Origin of the sequence: Agrobacterium sp. SUL3, assembly GCF_001263295.1 — a bacterium.
Taxonomy (GTDB): domain Bacteria; phylum Pseudomonadota; class Alphaproteobacteria; order Rhizobiales; family Rhizobiaceae; genus Agrobacterium; species Agrobacterium tomkonis.
Genome location: NZ_KQ414501.1, coordinates 126,045 through 150,753 on the forward strand (window position 1 = coordinate 126,045; position 24,709 = coordinate 150,753).

Consider the following 24,709-nt stretch of genomic DNA (forward strand, 5'->3'; position numbering starts at 1 on the left):
GCGATTTCCAGATTGGCTGCTTCTGCTTTAAGTCCCTGTTTTTCCGCATGTCGTTATCGCAAACCACCGCGTAGTTTTGTGTGACATGCTTCGACCGTTTGGACGGACCGTTCATTGCCTTCGGACCTGCGAAAACCGCTTCTGGGTCGTCAGAAAAAAAGCGTCGGTATCAACCGGCGCTTTTCCGTCATTATGGTTTTGTCCGTGCTTGCGGTTTTCTCTATCGGCGGGCTCTCCGTCTATACGGCGCTTTCGCCAGGCAATCTGCAGAAGACGGCCCCAGGGCCGGATGTTCAACCGCAGCCGCCCCACAGCACGCCTGAAACGGTGGTTGCCGATGGGGCCGGTTCTGCTGAGACGGCCGGCCTGAAACCGGAAAGCGGCCGGTCTGGCGCCAATATCAACAGGGAAACCATGCCCGACGGCAATGTCGTATCGGTCTATTCTCCGAGACCCCGCGATGGAAATGGGCCGGTGTTGATGAGTGGCCAGACCTATGGTCAGGACCCGCGCATGGCCACTCGTCCCAATGAGGAGTTGCTGGAAGAGTCCGCATTCGGACGGCTGCCGGTCGTCGGCGCCGATGGCCTGCGGCCGATGGAGCAATATGCAAGGCCCTGGTCGGGTGCCCGTGGCACTCGGGTGGCAATCGTCGTCGGCGGTCTCGGCCTCAGCCAGACAGGTTCGCAAAAGGCCATCCGCGATCTGCCACCGGAGGTGACGCTTGGTTTTGCCGCAAGCGGCAACAGCCTGCAGCGCTGGATGCAGGAAGGGCGCCGAGAGGGCCATGAGATCCTTCTGCAGATACCGCTGGAGCCTTTCGGTTATCCTGGCACCAATCCCGGACCGGACACGCTGCTGGCCGGCGATCCTGCGAAGGTCAACATCGACCGGCTGCATCGCTCCATGGCAAAAATCACCAATTACACCGGCATCATGAACTATCTTGGCGGGCGTTTCCTTGCTGAACAGGCGGCGCTGGAGCCGGTGATGCGCGATATCGGCAAGCGCGGGCTGCTGTTTCTGGATGATGCTTCATCGGCACAGTCGTTGAGCGGCGGGATTGCCAAGGCGATCTCTGCGCCGCAGGGTTTTGCCGATGTTCTGCTTGATGGCGAAGTGACTGAAAGCGCCATCCTGCGTAAGCTGGATGAGCTGGAGCGAATTGCACGCCGCAACGGCCAGGCGATCGGTGTGGCTTCGGCTTTCGACGAAAGCATCGCCGCCATCTCCAAATGGTCGCGGGAAGCGGGCGGGCGTGGTATCGAGATCGTTGGCGTTTCTGCGCTTGTTTCGCAGCAGGCGGGGCAGTAAACCTTCTGCGCGGCCATTTCATGCGCTTTTGCGGCGCTCAGCAATGCGGGTTTCCCATGACAATCAAAGCAGAAGATTTGCCTTACCGCCCCTGCGCGGGAATAATGGTTCTCAACGCCGAAGGCCTTGTCTGGGCCGGCCGGCGCATCAGTGAAGGCAATTCCGAATATGACGGCTCACCGCAATTGTGGCAGATGCCGCAGGGCGGCATCGACGATGGCGAGCGGCCCTTGACGGCCGCTATTCGTGAACTTTACGAAGAAACCGGAATGAAGACGGTGACTCTGCTTGCGGAAGCGAGTGACTGGATCAACTACGATCTGCCGCCCGAACTGATCGGCATCGGTTTAAGGGGCAAATATCGCGGGCAGGCGCAGCGCTGGTTCGCTTTCCGTTTCGAAGGCGACGAAAGTGAAATCCAGATTGACCCGCCGCCGACGGGCCACACGGCAGAATTTGATGCCTGGGGCTGGAAGCCGATGGAAAGCCTTCCGGAATTGATCGTGCCGTTCAAGCGCGGGGTCTACGAGCAGGTGGTGGCAGAGTTCCGGCACCTCTCCGGCAAATAAATAAAAAGGCGGCCATTGGCCGCCTTTTCCTTGTCCAATTTCGAAAGCTTATTCCGCTTCGTTGGCGGAATCGGCGTTGAGCTGACCATATTTTTCCACGCCGATCTTGCCGAGCAGATCGAGCTGGGTTTCGAGGAAGTCGATATGGCCTTCTTCGTCGATCAGCAGGGCTTCAAACAGCTTCATGGAGACGTAGTCTCCGGCCTCGGAACAGATGTCTCGCGACTTCTTGTAGGAGGTGCGTGCGTCGTATTCGCCCGCCAGGTCGGCTTCCAGCACTTCCTTGACGTTCTGGCCGATGCGCAGCGGAGCCAGTGTCTGAAGGTTGGGATGGCCTTCGAGGAAGATGATACGATCGATGATCTTGTCGGCGTGCTGCATCTCTTCGATGGATTCAGCGCGCTCCTTCTTTGCGAGCTTGGTGTAGCCCCAGTCGTTCAGCAGCCGGTAATGAAGCCAATATTGGTTCACCGCACCGAGTTCGAGAAAAAGGGCCTCGTTAAGCCGCTCGATGACTTTTTTGTCGCCTTTCAATGTCCGCTCTCCTGTTCTCTTCATGGAATCGCTTCAGGCGGGACATAAAATCAAAAACATCGGCCTCAGTCGAGTGGCGACGGGCGTGATATTCTTCGGTGGTCTTGATGATCAGATCGACAACGGTCGGGAAACAGCCGCAGCAGCGACCACGTTTTTCCATGGCGTGATACACTTTCGCCGGGACGATCAGCTGCCAACAGTCCTCGTCGAGGAGTTCGTTGATAACGTCCCGGATATCGTGATCAGTGATGTAATTGCAGCTGCAAACCAGCATGATGGACTGCCTGTATGACGCAACACGTTGTTTTCGTTCTTAAACCAAAACAGGACACCAAATGTCAAGAAAAACCTCTTTTTGAATCGGCGTGGAATTTCTAGACTCATTCTAAACTATACAAAAACTATCGTATTTTCATTGGTTTAGCGTGTGATACTTTCCAGTGTTTCGTGCTCAAGTTTTTGTGCTTGGCAATATTACCGGAGTAATCATCACGAAAAGTTTACTGATTTAGCTGTCGCCTAAGTGAAGAGCAGCCGATCTCAGGCGAAATATTGCCCGCCATTGGCCGTCATGGTGGAACCGGTGATGAAGCCCGCCTCGTCGGAAACGAGAAACAGGACGCAACGGGCAATTTCTTCCGGTTCGCCCAGCCGCCCGACCGGAATCTGCGGGACGATCCGTTCGGCAAGTACTTTTTCCGGTATCGCTCTCACCATCTCGGTGCCGATATAGCCGGGGCAGATGGCGTTGACGGTGATGTTGCGGCTGGCGCCTTCCTGGGCGAGCGCCTTGGTGAAGCCGATATCGCCTGCTTTGGAGGCGGAATAGTTGGCTTGCCCCGCCTGGCCCTTCTGGCCATTGATGGAGGAAATGTTGACGATGCGGCCAAAGCCGCGATCTCGCATGCCCGGCCAGACCGGATGCGTCATGTTGAAGACGCCGGTGAGATTGGTGTCGATCACCTCGCGCCATTGCTGCGGCGACATCTTGTGAAACATCGCATCGCGGGTGATGCCGGCGTTGTTGACAAGAACCTCGACGGGACCGAAGGTCTCTTCCACCTTTGCAATGCCGTCGACGCAGGCGTCGTAATCTCGAACGTCCCACTGAAAAGCAGGGATGCCGGTTTCTTTCTGGAATGCTTCCGCCCTGTCGGTCGTGAAGGCATAGTTGACGGCCACGCGATAGCCGGCCGCCTGCAGGGTGCGGGCGATTGCAGCACCTATGCCGCTCGTCCCGCCGGAAATCAAAGCAACCCGGCTCATATCGGCCTCCATGACCTGTCAACGAAGCGTCTCAATATGCGAGCGCTCCCAACTATTGCAGAACTCGTTCGTCGTGCTCAACGGCCATAGAAATGCGGCCAATGGGAGGCTGCTTCTACCCTATTGTGCACTGAACCGGAATTGCTTTTTGGCAAGTCGTGCGGCGGTTTTCAGAGCGCTTCGATGCACATGGCGACACCCATGCCGCCGCCGATGCAGAGCGTTGCGAGACCCTTCGACACGTTACGGCGGCGCATTTCGAAAATCAGCGTATTCAGGACGCGTGCACCGGAAGCGCCGATCGGATGGCCGATGGCAATCGCCCCGCCATTGACGTTGACGACATCGGGATCGAGGCCCAGTTCGCGCACGACCGCGCAGGATTGGGCCGCAAAGGCCTCGCTGGCCTCAACGAGACCAATATCGTTGATAGACCAACCGGCCTTGGCCAGCGCCTTGCGGGAGGCGGGAATGGGGCCGGTGCCCATGATCTGCGGATCGACACCCGCCGTCGCCCAGGAGGCGATACGGGCCAGCGGCCTGATGCCGCGCTTTCCCGCCTCCTGTTCCGACATCAAAAGTGTGGCGGCTGCGCCATCATTCAGACCGGAGGCATTGCCTGCTGTCACCGTGCCTTCCTTGTCGAAGGCGGGGCGAAGCTTTGCCATGGTTTCCAGCGTAGCGCCGGCGCGGATATGTTCGTCGGCATCGATGACGATATCGGCTTTGCGGCCTTTGACCGTGAAGGCGACGATTTCATCGGCGAAACGCCCGGCGTTCTGTGCGGCTTCAGCCTTGTTTTGCGATGCGACAGCGAATTGATCCTGCTCATCACGGGAAAGCTGCCATTGGCGGGCGATATTTTCGGCGGTGATGCCCATGTGGTAGCCATAAAAGGCGTCGGTCAGGCCGTCCTTCAGCATGGTGTCGATCATTTTGAAATCGCCCATCTTTACACCGCCGCGCAGATGCGCGCAGTGAGGCGCCATGGACATGGATTCCTGTCCGCCGGCAATGACAATGTTCGCGTCGCCGGTCACGATCTGCTGCATGCCCAGCGCCACGGCGCGCAGGCCGGATCCGCAGAGCTGATTGAGGCCGAAGGCGGTCGCTTCCTGCGGTATGCCGGCTTTCATGGCCGCCTGCCGCGCGGGGTTCTGCCCTTCGCCTGCCGTCAGCACCTGACCGAGAATAACTTCATCGATTTCATTCGCCGCAACACCCGCGCGTTCCAGCACGGCATTGATGACGGTTGCGCCCAGCTCGTGGGCGGGCGTGTTGGCGAAGTGGCCATTGAAGGAACCGACGGCGGTGCGCGCGGCGCTGGCAATCACGATTGAAGGCAGGGTCATCTCTATTCTCCTCACATGCGGGCGGAGACTGGCAAAGCTTTCAATACAAGTCAAATGCCGAAAGTTGCTTTAAAAGATGTTGCTAAATCACTCGGGAATCTTGCGGAAAATTGCTGCGCAAAAAACAAACTGTTGCGATGCACAAAACATTTGTCAGAGGGCTTGTTTTGCGCATACACTTTGCGACGGGAAGAGCAAGAACACCAAAAAACAAGAAAATACCATCATCGCGAGGAGGCGGGCATGGCGAAACACGACGGCGAAACAATCATTAAAAAATACGCCAACCGGCGGCTCTATAATACCGGCACCAGCACTTATGTGACGCTCGACGATCTGGCGCAGATGGTCAAGCGCGGCGAGGACTTCAAGGTTCAGGACGCCAAGTCGTCCGAAGACATCACCCATGCGGTTCTGACGCAGATCATCGTCGAACAGGAAGCCAAAACCGGTAATACGTTGCTGCCGACGGCGTTTCTGCGGCAGTTGATCTCCTATTACGGCGACCAGATGCAGATGGTCGTGCCGACATTTCTCGAACATTCGATGAAGACATTCTCGGATCAGCAGAGTCAGATGCAGGAACATATGTCCAAGGCGTTTGGCGACGGTTCGCTTGCCCGCAATTTTCAAGCACCGCTGCAAATGATGGAAGAGCAGATCCGCCGCAACACGGAACTGTTCCGACAGGCGATGCAGGGTTTTACGCCTTTCGCAATGCCGCAGGCGCCGAAGGAAACCCGCAAGCCGAATGCGTCCGAAATCGATGAGCTGAAGGCGCAGCTGCGCGCATTGCAGCAAAAACTGGATCAGCTCTGATTCTGCGTCGTTCTGGCCGATGCTGGACTTGACCACCGCATCGGCTGCTGCTTCTGGCTTTCAGCCTGTCGTTCTTTCCGGCACCCGCAGCAACAGCAGGAAGCCGGCTCCCAGAAATACGATGAGCGTCGCCATGCCTATATGGGCGGAGCCGCTTATAGTGGTTGCTATGGAAAACGACAGCGTTGCCATGAAACTCGTGGCGCGCCCGGAAAGCGCGTAAATGCCGAAATAACGGCCCGCTTCTGCCACGGTGATATTGCGGGCGAGATAAGAGCGCGACGAGGCCTGAACGGGGCCGAAGGCGAGGCCGATCAACACGCCATACAGCAGATAGGCTTTTTCCGCGCCTGTCGCGAAGATGCCGCCATTATCCGCTGTCGATAATTGTATCCAGCCAAACAGGGTCGAGCCCTTTTCCGTGGAGACGATGCCGAGCGTGGCGAGCAGTAGCAACACCAGACTGACAAGGATAGTGATGCGCGATCCGAGTTTCTGATCGACCCGCCCGGCCACAAAACAACCCGCGATGGCGACGATGTTGAGGAGAATGCCGAAGAGGCCGATTTCCATTGTCGCCCAGCCGAACATGCCGGCGGCGAAGGCCCCGCCCAGTATGAGAACGCCATTGACGCCATCCTGATAGAGCATCCGTGCAATCAGGAACCGCAACAGCGCAGGGCGGTAACGAAGCTCGCGGAGCGTGATCTTCAGCTCCCCAAGCCCCGAGCGGATCGCTGCTGCGAAGGGCAGGCCCTTGTCGGCGTCCGGGGTCAACAGAAACATCGGCAGAATGAAGATGAGGTACCAGAGGGCGGCGAGGGGCCCGGTTATTCTGGCGTCCTCACCGGTTGCGGGATCGAGGCCGAAAAGCGGCTTGATACCGGCGATGGTCACCCCGGTTTGTGGATTGGCGGCCAGAAGCGTCACCACGGCAATCAGCACCACCATGCCGCCGAGATAACCGAGCCCCCAGGCGAGATTGGAAATGCGCCCGACATTTTGCGGGTTGGTCAGTCGCGGCATCATGGAGTCGTTGAAGACAATCGAAAATTCCGCCGCGATGGAGGCAAGGATCATACAGATGATCGGCAGGACAAGCGGTGAGCCCGGCGCTGCAAACCAGAGGAAAAACAGGCTGACGATTTTGATAACGGCAAAAAAGGCGATCCACGGTTTGCGCGCGCCGGACTGGTCGGCGATGGAGCCGAGGATGGGCGAGAAGAGGGCGATGATGATCGAGGAGACCGTCGCCATATTGCTCCATGTCGCTTGCGCCGAAATCGGATCATCGGTGAGACGGGCGACGAAATAAGGCCCGAAAACGAAAGTGGTGACGACGGTGAAAAATGGTTGTGCCGCCCAGTCGAACATGACCCAGCCCCAGATGCCGCGTTTGGCAACCACTGTTTCCGCGTTTTGGGAGGGCACAGTCATTCATCGTCCTATTGGATAATCGGGAAGGATAGAGTGCGGGATGCCGGTCATCCGCTTCGTTTGTCGCCATCCGGGTCGATAACCCGGATGGCGTTTTTAAGACTGCCGATCAGCGCGCCTGAACGATATCGCCAAGCAGCCCCGCCGCCACGGTCAGGCGGGCAAGGTTGGTATCACCGCTTTCGCTGAGCGCGCCTAGCTCGGAGACGATGCGGTTCACCCGCACGCGGTCGGCGGCATACCAGGCCTGAACCGGATCTTTCTCCTTTGCATATTCCGTCAATGCAGAGATGACGATCCGGCGTCTGGAGGAGGAAATCTGGTCCTGGCTGCGCAGAAGAGCCAGGCTCTCGTAATGATCGGCCGGTGCGATGCGCTGGCTGGCGTCCAGCAGGCGTGCCACACGGAAGGTCGATGAAACGGTGGCATAGCTTTCGGCGGCACGGGCAAGTGTCGTGCCCGCACTTTCGGCGATACGCATGATCTCCGGTACATAGACCAGCAGCGAAAGCGTATCCAGTTCTTCCAGAAGGGCGGAAGGAATACCGTCGATTTCCGTGGCGCCCAGCTCGCGACGATATTTTGCCGCTGCCGGCGACAGCGTCTTGATGGCGGTTTTCAGCCGCTCGATCTCGGTCGCCATGTCGTCTGTTGCGGCACCTACGCTTCGGGTCTGCAGGTAAAGCCTGCTTGCATCGGAGAAGATGCGGGCGATGGTGGCATAGAGCCCGTTCTGGACTTGCCCCCCGATCTTGCCATCAAGCGCGTCGACCTCACTCCACAGACGTTTGAGGCCGAAACCATCCTCGACGATGACGGCCGCCTTGACGACGTCAGCTGCCAGAAGACCGCTTGCATCGCCAAGTTTCTGCACGAAGCCCGGGCCACCGCGGTTGACCACGGCGTTGGCGAGTGCGGTTGCAACGATTTCACGGTGCAGACGATGCGCCTTGATATCGTCCGCATAGTTCTTCTGCATCTTGGCCGGGAAATAATCGACCAGAAGATGCTGGAGATAGGGCTCGTCGGGAAGCGTACTTGCCACCAATGCATCGAACAATGTGAGCTTGGCATAGGACAGAAGCACACCGATTTCCGGTCGGGTCAGCGGCTTGCCAGAGGCATATCTTTCGCTGAATTCGGCATTGCTGGGCAGGGTTTCGACCTTGCGGTTCAGCTGTCCGGTTGCCTCCAGCGCGCCCATCAGGCGGCCAAGCTCTTCGCGGTTTGCGAGCCCCAGCCGTTCCGTCAGCGAGATCGCCAGCGATTGCAGGTAGTTGTTGCGCAGTACCAGCTGCGCCACTTCCGGCGTCATGGAGGCAAGAAGCTGATTGCGCTTCGGCATCGTCAGGCGACCGCTATTGACGGCGGAGGCGAGCGCAATCTTGATGTTGACCTCGACGTCGGAGGAGTTCACCCCGGCCGAGTTGTCGATGGCATCGGAATTGCAACGCCCGCCCGAAAGTGCATAGGCGATGCGGCCCTTCTGGGTGATGCCCAGATTGGCGCCTTCGCCGATGACCTTGGCGCGCAGTTCGGTGGCGTTGACGCGGATGGGGTCGTTCGCCCTGTCACCCACCTCGGCATTGGTTTCCACCGCCGCCTTGATATAGGTGCCGATGCCGCCGAACCAGAGGAGATCGGTCGGCGCCTTCAGAATGGCGGTCATGATCTCGAAGGGCGTGGCGACTGACTTGTCGATGCCGATGGCAGCCACGGCTTCCGGCGTCAGCGTCACCGATTTTTCGGAGCGCGAAATGATCATCGCGCCGGCGGAGAGGGTCGAGCGGTCATAATCCTGCCAGCTGGAGCGCGGCAGTTCGAAAAGCCGTTTGCGCTCAGCGAAGGACTTGTCGGTATCGGGGTCCGGATCGATGAAGATATCGCGGTGATCGAAGGCGGCGATCAGCCTGATCTTTTCCGACAGCAACATGCCGTTGCCGAAAACGTCACCGGACATGTCGCCCACACCCGCCACTGTAAAGGGGGTCGTCTGGATGTCGGTATCCATTTCACGGAAATGGCGCTTTACCGTTTCCCAGGCGCCACGCGCGGTGATGCCCATCTTCTTGTGGTCATAACCGGCGGAACCACCCGAGGCAAAGGCGTCGTCCAGCCAGAAGCCGGCCTCATGGGCAAGGCCATTCGCCGTATCGGAAAATGTCGCCGTTCCCTTGTCGGCGGCGACGACGAAATAGGGGTCGTCACCGTCGAGCCGCAGCGTATCGGCTGGCGGTATGATGGCGTCATCGACGATATTGTCGGTGATGGAGAGCAGGGTGCGGATATAGGTCTTGTAGGCCTCGCGGCCGGCATTAAAGACCTCATCGCGAGAACCGCCGGCCGGCAGGTTCTTCGGGAAGAAGCCGCCCTTGGCGCCAACCGGTACGATCACCGCATTCTTCACCTGCTGCGCCTTGACGAGACCGAGCACTTCAGTGCGGTAATCCTGGCCGCGATCCGACCAGCGCAGACCGCCGCGTGCGACCTTGCCGAAGCGCAGATGCACGCCTTCGACCTCGGTTCCGTAGACGAAGATTTCGCGGAAGGGACGCGGATCGGGCAGACCGTCCAGGTGTTTCGGATCGAACTTGAACGCCAGGAGGTCTCTTGGCGTGCCGTCGGCATTTTTCTGGAAGTAGTTGGTGCGCAGCGTCGCATCGATGGCGTTGACGTAACGCCTCAGCGTGCGGTCTTCATCGAGATTGGGGACGCCGCTCAATGCCGCTTCGATCGCCTTGTGTATTTCAGCGAGTTTCTTCAGCCGCTTCTTTTCGTCGACAGACGGGTCGAAGCCAGCCTTGAACAGCGCGAAAATATTGCGGGAAATGGCCGGATATTTGAAGAGCGTTTCGGAAATATGCTCCTGCGAATAAACAATGCCGGTTTGACGAAGGTAGCGTGCATAGGCGCGCAAAACGGAGACTTCGCGCACGGACAGACCGCAGGCGAGGATCAGCCGATTGAAGTTGTCATTATCAACCTTGGCTGAGAAGGCGGCAAGGAAGGCCTCCTCCAGTTTCGGTCCGTAATGCGGCAGGTCGAGTGTCGTGCCCGCCGCGACGGATAGCTCCATGTCGTGCAGCACGATGTCGCGCTTTCCGTCATCTGAAACGACACCGATATCGAAGGTACGTTCGCTGATGACGTTGAAGCCCAGATTTTCGAGCAGCGGTACGCGGCGCGAAAGCGGCAGGTGGCCGTCGCGGTGGAAAATCTTCAGCGACAGCGTGTCGGCCGACTGGCCTTCCTGCTGGTAGAATTCAATGCGGACCGGCTCACCATTGGCGGCGGCCAGAATGTCCGGCATGTCACCGATCGCTTCTTCAGGCGTAAAGGCTTCCTGATAGGCTTGATCGACTTCCAGCACCGGTGCGCCCGGTTCGGACAGGGTGACGAGGTGGTCTATCCAGCGTGCTGCAATATCGCTGACGGCGTCTTCCAGCCTGTCCTGAGCGATGCGCGGCGTCTTGCCTTCCGTGCGGCCGACGATGAAATGAACGCGGGCAACGGCGCCTTCCGGGAAGGCGGGATAATAGGCGGAAATATGCCCGTCATAGACCTTGCTCAGATAATCGCCGATCTTCTCGCGGACATAAGAATTGTACTCTTCACGCGGCACGAAGATGATCGCCGAAACGAACCGGTCGAACCGGTCGATACGGGCGAGGACGCGTACACGCGGCCGGTCGCTCAGTTCCATGATCTGCTCGATGAAGCGGATCAGAAGGTCCGTCTCGATCTGGAAGAGATCGTCACGGGGATAGGCTTCCAGCGTGTTCTGCAGGATGCGGCCGGAGTGGCTGTTCGGATCGAAGCCGAAATGCCGCTCGACATCCGCGACCTTGGCGCGCAGCAACGGGATCTGCTTGACCGAACGTGTATAGGCGGTGGCGGTGAAAAGGCCGACGATGCGCAATTCGCCGATGACGTTGCCGTCCTCGTCGAAGCGCTTGATGCCGATGTAATCCATATAGGCACGGCGGTGCACGATGGACTTCACATTGGCCTTGGTGACGATGAGGAAATCCGGACCATCAAGGAAGGCAAGGATTTCAGGCGTCGTCGTCACGGCATTCTTGCCGAGGCGCAGCACGCGCACATCCGGATCGCTCAGGCTGCCCAGGCCGACGCCATCACCGCGTTCGATCTTGGCGTTCTTCCCCTTGCCGGAATAGGTGTAATCCCGCATGCCGAGGAAGGTGAAATTGTCGTTGCGAAGCCAGTTGAGGAATTCAACTGCTTCCGTACGCTCGGTCTTGCGCCGCGAGGAGCCGCGCTTCGACAATTCGTCCAGCGCCTCGTCAAGCTTCGCCAGCATGGGCCGCCAGTCACGATAGGCCGATTGCACCTGTGTGAGGACAAAGCGCAGCCGTTCTTCCAGCGTTGCGGCGGCCTGCTGTGTCAGTGGCGCAATATGCAACTGGATGAGGCTGATATTGTCAGCGGGATCATCCTCGGGTTCCGCAAGGCGGTAACCTGCCTGAGCGTCGTCATCGCGCACGAGGATGGGATGCACAGCAAGGTAAAGGCCGCGATAGGTGCTGGTGACCTCGCCCATGACTGAATCATAAAGGAAAGGCATGTTGCGGCCGATAATGGTCAGGACCGTTACCGGAATCTCACGCGGCGAAACACCTTCTACCTGAGTGATGCTGATGTGGGGCGTCTCTCCGGACCAATGCGACAGCGCCTGGAAACTGTGAGCGGCGCTCGCCGCCAGCATCTCGGCGGAATAATATTCTATATCGTCGGCACTTGCCCTTCCATAAAGAATACCTGGATCAAGAAATTGGACATTTTCGGCAATTGCCTGCTGGCGCGCTTTTTCGATCTGTTTTTCGCGTTTTGGATTATTTCTGTAGCCCATTTGACGTGGATTCCTCCAAAAATCACACTTTAATATAAAAAAGCACCGTCAATTTACGGATTTTGCCTTTTCAGTCGAATCGGATATTGGCGTGGAATTACGAAGAGTTTAAGAGGCTTTCGTATTTCTTTGGTCGGTAAGTGAAATTTTTTTGCTTCTTTTGCCATGAGGGTCTGTCGCGAAGCATTTGACAGTATTTTAGCGGCTAATTTTTAGGCGGTTATTGAGCCGCCATGTGATGTTGCGGCCACGGTCGAAGCAAATTATTGATTTGCGCCTATTTTTGTGGTACACCAACGACACTGATCCACAGCGTGGCATTTGTGTGCCCAAAAACACCACGAAAGCAACACCTCTTTTGCACGCGGTTTCCGTGACATATCGAGCGTTTACGTTATCGAACCCCGCAAGACGGGAAGGTGTTTTTTTGCGTGCACGGCTGGACCAGTGCGGAGTCACCTGACGGTTCCCCCGTCTCATCAGGGCCTGACCGACCCAACCCCGGCATTGCCGGGTATGTAACAGGGAGTTTTTAGAACGAATGACGATCCAGCAGAAGAAATCTCCAGCACATCACGGTTTCAAGACCGGTGAAGCGATTGTGTATCCCGCTCATGGTGTCGGTACCATTTCTGCAATCGAGGAACAAGAAGTCGCCGGCATGAAGCTTGAGCTTTTTGTCATCGATTTCGAAAAAGACAAGATGCGTCTTAAAGTTCCCGTCGCCAAGGCTGTCAGCATCGGCATGCGCAAGCTTTCCGAAGGCGATTTTGTCGAGCGGGCGCTGAAAGTGGTGCAGGGCAAGGCACGTGTGAAGCGTACCATGTGGTCGCGCCGCGCCCAGGAATATGATGCGAAAATCAATTCCGGCGATCTTATCGCGATCGCAGAAGTGGTGCGCGATCTTTACCGTGCCGAAAATCAGCCGGAGCAGTCCTATTCCGAGCGTCAGCTTTATGAAGCTGCTCTCGATCGCATGGCGCGCGAAATTGCCGCCGTCAACAAGATGTCCGAAACCGAGGCTGTTCGCCTGGTGGAAGTCAACCTTGCCAAAGGCCCCAAGCGTGGCAAGGCTGTTGAAGAGGACGATTCTCAGGACGAAGCCGCTTAATATCAGGCTTTCTCCTTTCTAAAAAAACCCGCCAGAATGGCGGGTTTTTTGTTGCCTGATTGCAGGATGCGTCTCACAGGATGCGAATTTTCGTACCCTTGCGCATATGCGGCAGAATGCGCCGCATATCTCTGGGGTGCAGGGCGACGCAGCCAGCGGTTGGCTCATATCCCGGGCGGATCAAATGCATGAAGATCGCCGAGCCCCGGTTGCGACTTCTCGAGGTGATGTTCCAGTCAAGCACCAGGCAAACGTCGTAGAGACCGTCCTTGCGCATCATTTCCTCATGGCTTGGCGAAAACGGCGCTTTGACCAGCCTGTTGTAATTGGCGTTACGGGGGTCGTCGCACCACAGCATGGACCCGCGCGTCCGCTGCATCGGCAATGTTGTGGTGATGCCGGTATTGCGGTCGCCGCGATAAAATCCGTACAGCAGGCGGGTAAGGGAAATGGGTGATTTGCCGTCTCCCTCGCGTTTGATCGCGGTGCGGCCATTGCGTCCGATTGCGGCGGGAAAGGTAAGGTGCCCTAGCTGGACGATGGCACGGCTGATTTTTGACGGAGCCGGCCGAACCATGAGCGTTGATGCGCGTTTACGTTGTCTTGGTGAGGGTTTGCTCATGTTTTTCACGAGATTTTGCTTTGCAGGTTATTTAACGTGAAGTCATAGCACTTCGTTATATCATGGCAATGGGTTGACCTTTTACCGGCAAACCGCTGAATTGGCTGATAATTAGAGCGCCGCGCATTATTATCGATGCACAGCGAACGCTCTAACTCTTTTAAACTAGGCATCGTGCTTCCCTAAAATCGAGCCCGATTTTTTGAGCCGAGGCGCTAAAGTAAGAAAGGCTGAGAATCCGAATGACGGCTCGCACTATCCTTCTGGTGGACGATGACGACGATCTTCGGGAGACGCTGACCGAGCAATTGTCTCCCTATGAGGAATTCTCACTGTTGAGCGGTGCAAATGCCGCGCAGGCGATGCAGACTGCCAAGACCGCCCAGGTTGACCTCCTCATCATGGATGTCGGCCTTCCGGACATGGACGGCCGAGAGGCCGTGAAGCTGTTGCGCAAGGGCGGCTTCAAAGCGCCGATCATCATGCTGACCGGCCATGACACCGATTCCGACACGATCCTCGGGCTTGAAGCGGGCGCCAATGATTATGTGACGAAGCCGTTCCGCTTCGCGGTGCTTCTGGCGCGCATCCGGGCGCAGCTGCGTCAATATGAACAGAGTGAGGATGCGGTTTTCACCGTTGGCCCCTATCAGTTCAAGCCCAGCCAGAAGCTGCTAACGACCGAAGACGGCAAGAAAATCCGGTTGACGGAAAAGGAAGCGGCGATCATCCGTTATCTCTACCGCGCCGGCAGCGCCGTGGTTACCCGCGACGTTCTGCTGGAAGAGGTCTGGGGTTATAATTCCGGTGTAACGACGCACACGCTCGAAACGCATGTGTATCGTCTGCGTCAGAAGATCGAGCGGGATCCTTCCAATGCCGAGATTCTGGTCACCGAGAATGGTGGCTACAAGATCGTTCCCTGAACAGGGATCTGATGGCTAAGAGCCTGCCGGGTGCATCTGAAAAATCGCACGGCGCTCTAACGTCTTGTATTTTGAAGGCTGATATTGGAAAACCGCTATAGTGATGCAGGCGGTTTTCCGGAGTAACGAACGACATGGCCTTGACGGATGATATCATGCTGCTGGGGCAAGTGCCGTTGTTTGCGGGGTTCAGCGACGACCAGTTGCGGCTCATCGCCTTCGGTGCGGAACGCCGTCGGGTATCGGCGGGCCAGACATTGTTCCGGGAGCATTCGCCGGCGGAATGCGCCTTCGCGGTGACATCAGGCCATTTCGAGCTCTTTACGGCGGGGCGGGATGGAAAACCCGAACTGCAGGCGACACCCGGAAAGGGAGCGCTGCTTTCGGAACTTGCCCTTTTCACCCTCTGCGAAAGGAAATTCACTGCCGTGGCAGTGGAGGATTCCGAAGTCATCCGGATAACGCGCATCCTCTTTCACCGGCTGGTGGAGGAGTTTCCGGAAGTTGCCGATATCGTGTCGGCACGCATCCGTGACAATATCGCCGCGCTCGCGGCGGGTGCGGCCCGTTTACAGAACCGCTTCGTTTGAGGCTGCCTGGGAAACGCTGCTTCAGAACCGGAAATGGGCTGTAACCGGAACGTGGTCCGATGGCCGGTTCCAGCCGCGCGCCTCCTGCAATATGTCGATTTTTTCGAGCGAAGCGCCGAGATCCTGCGACGACCAGATATGGTCGAGACGCCGGCCACGATTGGCCGCCTCCCAATCCTTGGCGCGGTAGCTCCACCACGTATAGATCTTTTCCGTCTCCGGCACGTTCAGGCGCATCAGATCAAGCCAGTTGCCCTGCTTCATGATATCAAGCATGCCGTCGGTTTCGACAGGCGTGTGGCTGACGATCTTCAGAAGTTGTTTGTGTGACCAGACATCGTTTTCAAACGGCGCGATGTTGAGATCGCCGACAAGGATGGACGAAGTGCCGGGCACGCCATCGGCGCGCAGCGCCTTCATTTCCTCAATGAAATCGAGTTTGTGGCCGAATTTCGGATTGATCGACCGATCAGGCTCGTCGCCACCGGCTGGAACGTAGAAATTATGCAGCCGCACGCGGCGGGATCCGACCTGAAAAATCGCGGAGATGTGACGCGCATCGCCAATACCGCAATAGTCCTGCCGGTGATCTTCGGTCAGCGGAATTTTCGAGGCGATCGCCACACCATGATAGCCCTTCTGGCCGTGGATGATGACGTGCTCGTAACCCAGTGCCTTCAGCGGTTTCATCGGAAACTCGCCATTCGGGCATTTCGTTTCCTGCAGACATAGAATGTCGGGTTTGTAACGCACCAGAAACTGCTCAACGATCGGCATTCTCAGCCTGACAGAGTTGATGTTCCAGGTGGTTATCGAAAACGACATGCATGTGCTCCGCGTTTGCTGCCCCGAACTCCGTTGTTTCGAGACATGTTTCCGGGGCGCAGGCTTATAACATCGCGATGAAAACGGGAATGTATTTTAGCGGCAAAATGAAAAAGGCGACCGCAAGGCCGCCTTCGAACCGTTTTTCAAAAAGAGAGGGTGCTCAGCCGCGCTTGCGCACTTCCTCATAGTTGATGCTGAAGACGCGCTCATCGAGGTTCACGCCCGTCTGCACGTTGAAGATCATGACGGTGGTATCCTTGTTCTGCGCGTCGGTCGTCGTCCACTGCCGCAGATCGAAGGTTTTCGGGTCGAACATCAGGGTGATGGTGGAATCGCCGAAGATGCTCTTGTCGCCCAAAACGATGGTGGTCAGGTCCGATTCTTCCTTCACGTTCCGGACCTTCTGGTTACCGAGATCGATCTTGTCGGACAGAAGCAGGCTGAGAGGGGTCTTGGACAGCGGATAAAGATCCCAGGTCTTCAGCTTCATGTTGCCGATAACGACATTCTTGCCATCGGCGATGACCCGCATGGGTGAGGGGTCTTCATAATTGAAGCGAAGCTTGCCCGGCCGTTCGATGTAAAATTTGCCGCCGGTCTGTTCGCCGCGCGGGCCAAACTGCACAAATTCGCCCATCATGGTTTTGACCGACGAGAAGTGATTGGCGATTTTCTGCGCGGTTGCGCCATTGCCGGCTGCCTGGGCAAAAGCGTCAAGCGGCGACAGGCCCGCCATGACCGCGGCCATGGAAAATGCCGTCAGCAGGCCACGCCGCGTCATCCCGTTTTCAGGTGCGCTTGCAGTGGCCGTTTCGCCGGTGGTGAGGTCGTTCATTCTGTTCTCCTTCATCGCAGCGATTGTCCGCATAAAAGGCGGCGGCTTCATGACGTTGGAAGCGTGTAATAACGCTTCTTGGCCCCGCTTGGTTGCCCGACGCGTCGGGCCTTTGCTTTATGCATGTCGTTATCCCGAAACCGCCAAGCACTTTCGGGCGACATGCCATTACCGCTCGATGATGTCTGCTTCCGTTGGCACGAGGATTTCGCGTTTTCCGGCATGATTGGCGGGGCCGATGATGCCCTCCTGCTCCATGCGCTCGATCAGCGAGGCGGCGCGGTTATATCCGATCCCGAGACGCCGCTGGACGTAGGAGGTGGAAGCCTTGCCGTCCCTCAGCACGACAGCCACGGCCTGATCATAGGGGTCTTCGGAATCGGAGAAGTTACCGGTGCCGGCCGGGCCACCGCCTGCGCCATCCTCGTCGTCTTCCTCGGTGATCGCCTCCAGATATTCCGGCGAGCCTTGTGTCTTCAGATAGGCGACGATTTCCTCCACCTCGTTGTCGGAGACGAAGGGGCCGTGTACGCGCTGAATACGTCCGCCGCCCGCCATATAGAGCATGTCGCCCATGCCGAGCAGCTGCTCGGCGCCCTGCTCTCCAAGAATGGTGCGGCTGTCGATCTTCGATGTCACCTGGAAGGAGATGCGGGTCGGGAAGTTCGCCTTGATCGTGCCGGTGATGACATCGACGGACGGACGCTGGGTGGCCATGATGACATGGATGCCCGCGGCGCGGGCCATCTGCGCCAGGCGCTGCACCGCGCCTTCGATGTCTTTGCCGGCCACCATCATCAGGTCGGCCATTTCGTCGATGATGACGACGATATAGGGCAGGGGCTTCAGATCGAACTCTTCCGTCTCGTACATCGCTTCGCCGGTCTGGCGGTCGAAGCCGGTCTGTACCGTGCGGGTGAGGATTTCGCCCTTGTCGAGCGCCTGCTGCACGCGGCTGTTGAAGCCGTCGATATTGCGCACGCCGATCTTCGACATCTTCTTGTAGCGTTCCTCCATCTCGCGCACCGTCCATTTCAGGGCCACGACGGCCTTTTTGGGATCGGTGACAACGGGGGAGAGCAGATGCGGAATGCCGTCATAGATCGACAGTTCGAGCATTTTCGGATCGATCATGATCAGGCGGCACTGTTCCGGCGACATGCGGTAAAGCAGCGACAGGATCATGGTGTTGATGGCGACCGACTTGCCCGAACCGGTGGTGCCGGCGACGAGAAGATGCGGCATCTTGGCGAGATCGGCGATGACGGGCTCGCCACCGATCGTCTTGCCGAGCGCCATTGCGAGCTTGGCCTTGCTGTTTTCGAAATCGCGGCTGCCAATCAGTTCACGCAGGAACACGGTTTCGCGCGTCTGGTTCGGTAGTTCGATGCCGATGGCGTTGCGGCCAGGAACAACCGCGACACGGGCGGCAATCGCGCTCATGGAGCGGGCAATGTCATCTGCAAGGCCGATGACACGCGAGGATTTGATGCCGGGTGCCGGCTCCAGTTCATAGAGCGTGACGACGGGGCCGGGGCGGACATGAATGATCTCACCCTTGACGCCGAAATCCTCAAGGACGCCTTCCAGAAGGCGGGCATTCTGCTCAAGCACTTCTTCGCTCAGCATATTGTCGCGCACGACATTCTTCGGTTCCGCCAGGAGATGAACTGTGGGCAACTGGAAGCCGTCTGCCGCGATAAACGAGGCCTGCGCTTCCCTTGCCACACGTTCACTAGGTTTGGGGCGTGCGGAAGCAGCGGTTATTCTGGGCTGCCCGCGTCCCGGTGCCTGTCTGGGGGTGAATTTCTGATCGGCCTCGTCGGCATTGTCGTCCGAGAGGATGCCGCTCGGCAGACGGTGTCCGTCCGCATCGAAAGACGGTTCGTCATCCATGTCGCCATCATGATCGAGCGCGATGGAGGGAGGCGACATCTGTCGGCGCGATGCGGCACGTTCCTCGAAAGATGGTTCGGCGCGCTGGTCGAGGCGGTTGATCGCGGTCTTCAGGCGGGAGGGTTCGTTCAGGGTGCCGAATTCATATTCGTTGAAATCGTAAGGATGTTCGAATTCATCGTGCAGGGATTTCGACTTCAGGCCGAACAGGCGGCGAAAGCGCGCCTGGGTGGTGTACCAGTAATGCGTAAGCGCGCCGAAGGCGAGAATGTTGGCGAAGAAACCCTCACCGTCGTCTTCGTCATCCTCTTCGACCTCACGCGCGACGCGAGCCTTGCTTGCAACCGGCGCCGGTTCTTCCCGCTCGAGTTCATCATCCAGGCCGCCGACAACGCCTGCGGCAAACAGCATCAGCCAGGCGGCGGGCACTGCGAATATGGCGCCCAGCACGGTGGCAATGGTGCCGGTTGGGTAAGCGCCGATGAAAAGGGCGGGAAAGCGGAGAATCATGTCACCGATGACACCGCCGATGCCGTTTGGCAGCGGCCAGGTGACGGGGGCGGGAAAACAGCCGAGCGAGGCGGCGCAGACGATGGTGCCTGCAACCCAGGCAACGAGGCGGGCGGGTATCCGGCTGAATTTGCGACCGGCGATCAGGGTGATTGCCCAGGCGATGACCGGCAGAAGGGAAATGATTGCGGAAAGCCCGAGGAACTGCATGACGATATCGGCGAAGATGGCGCCGCCGTAACCCAGGAGATTGGTGGGCTGGTTCCCCGTGGCATAGGACAGGCTTGGATCGGCGACATTCCATGTGGCGAGAGCGGCAATGCCCAGCGCGATCGTCGCAAGCAGGGCAAAACCGGCCAGAGCCATGATCTGACGTACGAAAAACGCCGTCAGCACGAAGCGCGTGTGACGACCATCGAATGTCGGAGATTGCATTCTGCCCATGTCCCTGAACCCGTCGTTTTTGTGGTTTCGGCAAGATCCGGCAGTTGACCTGATCCCGGATTGACAGGGAAAACTAACCGCTTGCTGGTTAATGTCGTGTTAACCATGCGGTTTTTGATATCGCTTTCGGATTTACGGCAAAGAAAAAGGCCCGTCGAAACGGGCCTTTCTTTTGGGAAAGGGGATGGAGAACCCCTTTTCCCGATATCAGGAGTGGTAAGCGGCTTCGCCGTGGGTCGCGAGGTCGAGACCTTCGCGTTCGGCTTCGACCGGAACCCGCAGACCGACGATCACGTCGACGATCTTGTAGAGGATCGCCGAGACGATGGCGCACCAGACGATGGTGATGGCGACGGCGACGAACTGCGTCCAGAGCTGCGAGGCGATGGAGAAGTCTTCCTTGCCCGTGCCGCCGAGCAGCGGTGAGGTGAAGATGCCGGTGCCGAGAGCGCCGATGATGCCGCCAATGCCGTGGACGCCGAAGACGTCGGCCGTGTCGTCATAACCGAACTTGTTCTTCACCACGGAGACGAAGAAGTAGCAGATCGGCGAGACGATGAGACCGAGAACGATCGCGCCCATCGGGCCGACGGAGCCGGCGGCGGGGGTGACGGCGACGAGGCCGGCGATCATGCCCGAAGCGGCGCCCAGCATGGAAGCCTTGCCGCGGGTGAAGCTTTCAACCAGCGACCAGGAAACGATGGCGGCTGCCGTTGCGAGGAAGGTGTTCATGGTTGCGAGAACCGCACCGCCCGATGCTTCGAGGTTGGAACCGGCGTTGAAGCCGAACCAGCCGAACCACAGCATGGCCGCGCCGACGAGCGTCAGCGTCATGGAGTGGGGAGCCATCATGTCTTTGCCGAAGCCGGTACGCTTGCCGACCATGATCGCGCCGATCAGGCCTGCGACGCCGGCATTGATGTGAACGACCGTGCCGCCGGCGAAGTCGAGAGCGCCCATGCCGAAGATCAGGCCGTTTGCGTCCCAGACCATGTGTGCGATCGGGAAATAGACGAAGGTGGCCCACAGGATGGTGAAGAGGATGACGGCGGAGAACTTGACGCGTTCCGCAAACGCACCAACGATCAGCGCCGGTGTGATGGCCGCAAAGGTCATCTGGAAGGCGATGAAGGTATATTCGTAGATCACCACGCCTTCGGAGAAGGTTGCCGAGGTGCTGTCAAGCGAAACACCCGACAGGAACAACTTGCCGAAGCCGCCGAAATAGGGGCCGGTGCCGCCGCCGAAGGCGAAGGAATAACCGTAGATCACCCAGACGAGCATCATGACCGCGCCGACGACCGTGCACTGCATGAGAACGGAGAGCATATTCTTGGTGCGGACGAGGCCGCCGTAAAACAGGGCGAGGCCCGGAATGATCATGAACAGCACGAGGATCGTCGCGACATACATGAAGGCTGTGTCGGCTTTTTCAGGAACGGGTGCCGCTGCTACTGCCGGCGCAGCATCCTGGGCAAAGGCGATGGCCGGGGCCATCAGGGCTGCCGCACCGGCGCCCAGTTTGCCGAGTGTTGAAAACTTGTTGAATTGCATAGCGAGAAAACTCCCCTGTCAGCCGTGCTTCAAAGCGCTTCTGTGTTGGTTTCGCCGGTACGGATGCGCACGGCCTGTTCGATAGAGTAGACAAAGATCTTGCCGTCACCGATCTGCCCGGTCTTTGCCGCAGATGCGATCGCCTCGACAGCCTTGTCGACGACGTCGGATGCGACCGCGATCTCGATCTTCAGCTTGGGAAGGAAGCTCACCGCATATTCCGTGCCGCGATAAATCTCGGTATGCCCCTTCTGGCGTCCGTAACCCTTCACTTCGGTCACGGTCAGGCCCTGGATGCCGACGCCGGTGAGCGCTTCGCGCACCTCATCCAGCTTGAACGGCTTGATAATGGCCATCACAATTTTCATCTGGTTTCCCATCCTTTGTTTGTCCTCGGCACGGAGCCGACTCTCCTTGCCGCTGGCAGATCAGTAACAGCGACTGCGGACATACATTCAAAGGGCGTGCCAGTTTTGGATGGTGCGTCTAACGTATTGAAATATAAAATTTATATGACGGACGTCTGAAAAACGGGCACGAAGACGCACAATTTTCGTCTATTAAATGTGCGGTTTTTGAAAAAAGCGCATTATTTAATCAATTGCCCTTTTGCGGATCAGGCCTTCCTGCGCCACGGAGGCGACCAGTTCACCCTGTCTGGTGAAAATATTGCCACGGGTCAGGCCGCGGGCGCCTGAGGCGCTGGGGCTGTCCTGCGTATAGAGCAGCCAGTCGTCCAGCCGGCAGGGCCGGTGGAACCACATGGCATGATCGAGGCTTGCCACCTGAATGGACGGATCGAAGATCGTCGTGCCGTGGGCATAGAGCGAGGTGTCGAGCAGTGTCATATCCGAGAGATAGGCGAGAATGGCCGATTGCAGACGCGGATTGTCAGGCACGTCACCGACGGCGCGGACCCAGATGTCCTGCTGCGGTTCCAGCTTTTCCTTCGAAATATAATGGGTCAGCGAAACCGGACGTATCTCGATCGGCCGCTTGTTGCTCCAGTAGTTCCGGATCGAAGCTGGCGCCTTGGCCAGAAAGGCTGCCTGCATCTGCTCCTCGCTCATCAGTTTTTCAGGCGGTGTCACATCAGGCATTTTTATCTGATGGTTAAAACCGTCCTCGAAGATCTGAAACGACGCGGACATGGAAAAAATCGCCTTGCCATGCTGGATGGCGACTACGCGGCGGGTGCAGAAGCTTGCGCCGTCGCGGATACGCTCCACCTGGTAGACGATAGGCACCAGCGGGTCGCCGGGGCGCATGAAATAGGAATGCAGCGAATGCACCTGGCGGTTATCATCCACCGTCCTTTGCGCCGCAATCAGGGCCTGCGCGATGACCTGGCCGCCGAAAACCCGCTGCCAGCCGATTTGCGGGCTTTCGCCGCGAAACAGGTTCTCCTCCAGCTTCTCGAGATCGAGCGTGGCGATGAGATTGGCCATCGGGTCTGACGTTTGCGAGGGATGCGACATTTTTTCGACCTGCTCCGGCTGTAGGAAGATGTCACATGGTCTATAGTGCGCCGATGATGCGTGCACAAGATTTGAGGAGAAGCGCGATGCTGGACGTGGTGGTGGCAGGCGGCGGATATGTCGGCCTTTCGGTTGCTGTCGCAATCAAGCAGGCGGCCGGGCACCTCAATGTGCAGGTGATTGAGGCTGCTCCTGATGATGTCTGGAAGAAAGATGTCCGCGCCTCCGCCATTATTGCGGCGGCCACGCGCATGCTCGATGTCTTCGGCATATGGAGCGAAATCGAGCCTGAAGCACAGCCGATCAACAGGATGATCGTCACCGATTCGAAGACTGCCGATCCGGTTCGTCCGGTGTTTCTAACCTTCGATGGAGCGGTGGAAGAGGGCAGGCCGTTTGCCCATATGGTTCCGAATGTTGCAATGGTCGGGGCGCTGAGGGGGCTGTGTGATCGCCTCGGCATCGAAATCCGCCATGGCCTCAGCGTTTCCGGCTTTACCGCAGGTGCGCAATCGACGGCAATCAGCCTTTCCGACGGCTCGTCGCTCGACGCGCGATTGCTGATTGCCTGCGACGGGGTTCGCTCAGCGCTGAGAGATATGGCCGGCATCAAGACCGTGCAATGGGACTATGACCAGGCCGGTATCGTCACCACCGTCGAACATGAGCGGCCGCATGAGGGCTGCGCGGAAGAGCATTTCCTGCCGTCAGGACCTTTCGCCATCCTGCCGCTGAAGGGAAACCGGTCGTCGCTCGTCTGGACCGAACGCAAGGCTGACGCCGACAGGTTGGTGGCCTCCGATGATCTGGTGTTTGAGGAAGAACTCGAGCGCCGATTCGGCCACAAGCTCGGGTCTATCCGCCCTGTCGGTCCCCGCCGGGCCTTTCCGCTCGGTCTGACGCTGGCGCGCTCCTTCGTCGCCCCGCGCTTTGCGCTTGCCGGAGATGCGGCGCATGGTATTCACCCGATCTCGGGACAGGGTCTCAATCTCGGCTTCAAGGACGTCGCGGCTCTCGCCGAAACCGTGGTTGAGGCCGACCGTCTCGGCCTCGATATAGGCTCTCTCAATGTTCTGGAGCGTTATCAGTCCTGGCGACGTTTCGACACGTTGCGGATGGGCGTGACGACGGATGTGCTGAACCGGCTTTTCTCCAATGATGTCGGTCCCATCCGCATCATGCGCGATTTCGGTCTTGGCGTGGTCGATCGTTTGCCGGGTCTGAAATCCTATTTCATCGGGCAGGCCGCCGGAACGACGGATGCAAATGCGCCGCGCCTGCTTGTCGGTCAGACGCTCTGATCCGGCCCTTTCCGCAGGTTCTGGATCGGCTTTTCCGCGATTGCCGCTTGACAGTCGATTCCGGTATTTTCTGTCTGAAGGTTTTTCCATAAAGCTGAATCCGGCCAAGGACTTATCCGGATTCATAATCTGGTATGAGCTGCTCCTTCGCCAACCAGATGTTGCGGAGAACAAAAGCTGAATCACACTGAGTCAGCGATTCGTATTCGATTCGTTCGCAGACTGTTCTTTGCCCCTCACGATTCCGTTTTCGCCGGATTCTTTTTTCTCCATTAACCGGCTGAATCTGCATGTAAAATTGCAGGAAAAAGGCATCTTGCATCAGTTTGCAATCAAGGCCTATTGCCTTTGCCGGCAGGCATTGCCATGTGTGGTGCGCGTGACCATGTCCATGATGACAGCGGGACACGGCAAGCAGATGAAGTCGATTCGCGGATAGTACGTTGAATT

Annotated in this window: 21 protein-coding genes; 8 read left to right on the forward strand and 13 right to left on the reverse strand. The window is 58.0% G+C overall.

The window, feature by feature from the left end; genetic code table 11:
* The first annotated feature begins 114 nt into the window (after positions 1-114).
* Together AKG12_RS09995 and AKG12_RS10000 are read left to right on the forward strand one after the other, a co-directional pair.
* Entirely contained in the window at positions 115-1,314 is a 1,200-nt protein-coding gene (locus AKG12_RS09995; RefSeq protein ID WP_052818685.1) for a divergent polysaccharide deacetylase family protein, read from the forward strand.
* Between the two features lie 56 nt (positions 1,315-1,370).
* Positions 1,371-1,883: an RNA pyrophosphohydrolase gene (locus AKG12_RS10000; protein ID WP_080841823.1), complete on the forward strand. Its 513-nt coding sequence runs from the start codon at positions 1,371-1,373 to the stop codon at positions 1,881-1,883.
* A 48-nt stretch (positions 1,884-1,931) separates the two neighbouring features.
* On the opposite strand, the gene bfr is transcribed toward AKG12_RS10000, so the two are convergent.
* The 4 genes from bfr to AKG12_RS10020 all read right to left on the reverse strand — a co-directional run bounded on the left by bfr (position 1,932) and on the right by AKG12_RS10020 (position 5,038).
* Positions 1,932-2,417, reverse strand: a complete 486-nt coding sequence (bfr, locus tag AKG12_RS10005; protein WP_046799648.1) for a bacterioferritin — start codon at positions 2,415-2,417, stop codon at positions 1,932-1,934.
* Positions 2,383-2,694: a (2Fe-2S)-binding protein gene (locus tag AKG12_RS29320; RefSeq protein ID WP_080600126.1), complete on the reverse strand. Its 312-nt coding sequence runs from the start codon at positions 2,692-2,694 to the stop codon at positions 2,383-2,385. Before AKG12_RS29320 ends, bfr begins: the two co-directional genes overlap by 35 nt.
* 266 nt (positions 2,695-2,960) lie before the next feature.
* On the reverse strand, positions 2,961-3,686 hold the full coding sequence (phbB, locus tag AKG12_RS10015) for an acetoacetyl-CoA reductase (RefSeq protein ID WP_046799762.1): 726 nt from the start codon (positions 3,684-3,686) through the stop codon (positions 2,961-2,963).
* A gap of 170 nt (positions 3,687-3,856) precedes the next feature.
* On the reverse strand, positions 3,857-5,038 hold the full coding sequence (locus tag AKG12_RS10020; RefSeq protein ID WP_052818687.1) for an acetyl-CoA C-acetyltransferase: 1,182 nt from the start codon (positions 5,036-5,038) through the stop codon (positions 3,857-3,859).
* 243 nt (positions 5,039-5,281) lie between these two features.
* Here AKG12_RS10020 and phaR point away from each other — a divergent pair, with 243 nt between their 5' ends.
* Positions 5,282-5,857: a polyhydroxyalkanoate synthesis repressor PhaR gene (gene phaR / locus AKG12_RS10025; protein ID WP_046799645.1), complete on the forward strand. Its 576-nt coding sequence runs from the start codon at positions 5,282-5,284 to the stop codon at positions 5,855-5,857.
* Between the two features lie 60 nt (positions 5,858-5,917).
* Here phaR and AKG12_RS10030 read toward each other — a convergent pair whose 3' ends face one another.
* A complete protein-coding gene (locus AKG12_RS10030; RefSeq protein ID WP_052818688.1) occupies positions 5,918-7,294 on the reverse strand; it encodes an MFS transporter in 1,377 nt (458 codons plus the stop codon).
* Positions 7,295-7,403: 109 nt separating this feature from the next.
* A complete protein-coding gene (locus AKG12_RS10035) occupies positions 7,404-12,164 on the reverse strand; it encodes an NAD-glutamate dehydrogenase (RefSeq protein ID WP_052818689.1) in 4,761 nt (1,586 codons plus the stop codon).
* 541 nt (positions 12,165-12,705) lie between these two features.
* Here AKG12_RS10035 and AKG12_RS10040 point away from each other — a divergent pair.
* On the forward strand, positions 12,706-13,275 hold the full coding sequence (locus tag AKG12_RS10040; protein WP_052818690.1) for a CarD family transcriptional regulator: 570 nt from the start codon (positions 12,706-12,708) through the stop codon (positions 13,273-13,275).
* A 73-nt stretch (positions 13,276-13,348) separates the two neighbouring features.
* On the opposite strand, the gene AKG12_RS10045 is transcribed toward AKG12_RS10040, so the two are convergent.
* On the reverse strand, positions 13,349-13,852 hold the full coding sequence (locus AKG12_RS10045; RefSeq protein WP_052818691.1) for a L,D-transpeptidase family protein: 504 nt from the start codon (positions 13,850-13,852) through the stop codon (positions 13,349-13,351).
* A gap of 287 nt (positions 13,853-14,139) precedes the next feature.
* On the opposite strand from AKG12_RS10045, the gene AKG12_RS10050 reads away from it, so the two are divergent.
* Together AKG12_RS10050 and AKG12_RS10055 are read left to right on the forward strand one after the other, a co-directional pair.
* Entirely contained in the window at positions 14,140-14,823 is a 684-nt protein-coding gene (locus AKG12_RS10050) for a response regulator transcription factor (protein ID WP_003492637.1), read from the forward strand.
* A 134-nt stretch (positions 14,824-14,957) separates the two neighbouring features.
* Complete coding sequence (locus tag AKG12_RS10055) at positions 14,958-15,413, forward strand: cyclic nucleotide-binding domain-containing protein (protein WP_052818692.1); 456 nt, start codon at positions 14,958-14,960, stop codon at positions 15,411-15,413.
* A 21-nt stretch (positions 15,414-15,434) separates the two neighbouring features.
* On the opposite strand, the gene AKG12_RS10060 is transcribed toward AKG12_RS10055, so the two are convergent.
* From AKG12_RS10060 to tesB, 6 genes are all read right to left on the reverse strand, one after another.
* Positions 15,435-16,238, reverse strand: a complete 804-nt coding sequence (locus AKG12_RS10060; RefSeq protein WP_052818693.1) for an exodeoxyribonuclease III — start codon at positions 16,236-16,238, stop codon at positions 15,435-15,437.
* Positions 16,239-16,401: 163 nt separating this feature from the next.
* Positions 16,402-17,127, reverse strand: a complete 726-nt coding sequence (locus AKG12_RS10065; protein WP_052818694.1) for an outer membrane lipoprotein carrier protein LolA — start codon at positions 17,125-17,127, stop codon at positions 16,402-16,404.
* Between the two features lie 117 nt (positions 17,128-17,244).
* The gene (locus AKG12_RS10070; protein ID WP_052818695.1) at positions 17,245-19,917 is read right to left on the reverse strand and encodes a DNA translocase FtsK; all 2,673 of its coding nucleotides are present in this window, start codon (positions 19,915-19,917) and stop codon (positions 17,245-17,247) included.
* A gap of 216 nt (positions 19,918-20,133) precedes the next feature.
* Complete coding sequence (locus tag AKG12_RS10075) at positions 20,134-21,480, reverse strand: ammonium transporter (RefSeq protein WP_046799638.1); 1,347 nt, start codon at positions 21,478-21,480, stop codon at positions 20,134-20,136.
* 29 nt (positions 21,481-21,509) lie between these two features.
* Positions 21,510-21,860 (reverse strand): P-II family nitrogen regulator, encoded by a 351-nt coding sequence (locus AKG12_RS10080; RefSeq protein WP_019565993.1) that lies wholly within the window; start codon positions 21,858-21,860, stop codon positions 21,510-21,512.
* Positions 21,861-22,073: 213 nt separating this feature from the next.
* On the reverse strand, positions 22,074-22,958 hold the full coding sequence (tesB, locus tag AKG12_RS10085; protein ID WP_046799637.1) for an acyl-CoA thioesterase II: 885 nt from the start codon (positions 22,956-22,958) through the stop codon (positions 22,074-22,076).
* Positions 22,959-23,014: 56 nt separating this feature from the next.
* Here tesB and AKG12_RS10090 point away from each other — a divergent pair, with 56 nt between their 5' ends.
* Both AKG12_RS10090 and AKG12_RS31000 read left to right on the forward strand, forming a co-directional pair.
* The gene (locus AKG12_RS10090; RefSeq protein WP_082178803.1) at positions 23,015-24,259 is read left to right on the forward strand and encodes a ubiquinone biosynthesis hydroxylase; all 1,245 of its coding nucleotides are present in this window, start codon (positions 23,015-23,017) and stop codon (positions 24,257-24,259) included.
* Positions 24,260-24,575: 316 nt separating this feature from the next.
* A complete protein-coding gene (locus AKG12_RS31000; RefSeq protein WP_263634814.1) occupies positions 24,576-24,698 on the forward strand; it encodes a hypothetical protein in 123 nt (40 codons plus the stop codon).
* Positions 24,699-24,709: the final 11 nt, after the last annotated feature.

Excerpts from the sequence above, each read along its gene's own strand:
- tesB (WP_046799637.1), bottom strand. The coding sequence starts at position 22,958 with ATGTCGCATCCCTCGCAAACGTCAGACCCGATGGCCAATCTCATCGCC.
- AKG12_RS10030 (WP_052818688.1), bottom strand. The coding sequence starts at position 7,294 with ATGACTGTGCCCTCCCAAAACGCGGAAACAGTGGTTGCCAAACGCGGC.
- AKG12_RS10050 (WP_003492637.1), top strand. The coding sequence starts at position 14,140 with ATGACGGCTCGCACTATCCTTCTGGTGGACGATGACGACGATCTTCGG.
- AKG12_RS10080 (WP_019565993.1), bottom strand. The coding sequence starts at position 21,860 with ATGGGAAACCAGATGAAAATTGTGATGGCCATTATCAAGCCGTTCAAG.
- AKG12_RS10065 (WP_052818694.1), bottom strand. The coding sequence starts at position 17,127 with ATGAAGCCGCCGCCTTTTATGCGGACAATCGCTGCGATGAAGGAGAAC.
- AKG12_RS10035 (WP_052818689.1), bottom strand. The coding sequence starts at position 12,164 with ATGGGCTACAGAAATAATCCAAAACGCGAAAAACAGATCGAAAAAGCG.
- AKG12_RS29320 (WP_080600126.1), bottom strand. The coding sequence starts at position 2,694 with ATGCTGGTTTGCAGCTGCAATTACATCACTGATCACGATATCCGGGAC.
- AKG12_RS10000 (WP_080841823.1), top strand. The coding sequence starts at position 1,371 with ATGACAATCAAAGCAGAAGATTTGCCTTACCGCCCCTGCGCGGGAATA.
- AKG12_RS10060 (WP_052818693.1), bottom strand. The coding sequence starts at position 16,238 with ATGTCGTTTTCGATAACCACCTGGAACATCAACTCTGTCAGGCTGAGA.
- AKG12_RS10055 (WP_052818692.1), top strand. The coding sequence starts at position 14,958 with ATGGCCTTGACGGATGATATCATGCTGCTGGGGCAAGTGCCGTTGTTT.
- AKG12_RS10075 (WP_046799638.1), bottom strand. The coding sequence starts at position 21,480 with ATGCAATTCAACAAGTTTTCAACACTCGGCAAACTGGGCGCCGGTGCG.
- AKG12_RS10090 (WP_082178803.1), top strand. The coding sequence starts at position 23,015 with ATGCGTGCACAAGATTTGAGGAGAAGCGCGATGCTGGACGTGGTGGTG.
- phbB (WP_046799762.1), bottom strand. The coding sequence starts at position 3,686 with ATGAGCCGGGTTGCTTTGATTTCCGGCGGGACGAGCGGCATAGGTGCT.
- phaR (WP_046799645.1), top strand. The coding sequence starts at position 5,282 with ATGGCGAAACACGACGGCGAAACAATCATTAAAAAATACGCCAACCGG.
- AKG12_RS10020 (WP_052818687.1), bottom strand. The coding sequence starts at position 5,038 with ATGACCCTGCCTTCAATCGTGATTGCCAGCGCCGCGCGCACCGCCGTC.
- AKG12_RS10070 (WP_052818695.1), bottom strand. The coding sequence starts at position 19,917 with ATGCAATCTCCGACATTCGATGGTCGTCACACGCGCTTCGTGCTGACG.
- AKG12_RS10040 (WP_052818690.1), top strand. The coding sequence starts at position 12,706 with ATGACGATCCAGCAGAAGAAATCTCCAGCACATCACGGTTTCAAGACC.
- AKG12_RS10045 (WP_052818691.1), bottom strand. The coding sequence starts at position 13,852 with ATGGTTCGGCCGGCTCCGTCAAAAATCAGCCGTGCCATCGTCCAGCTA.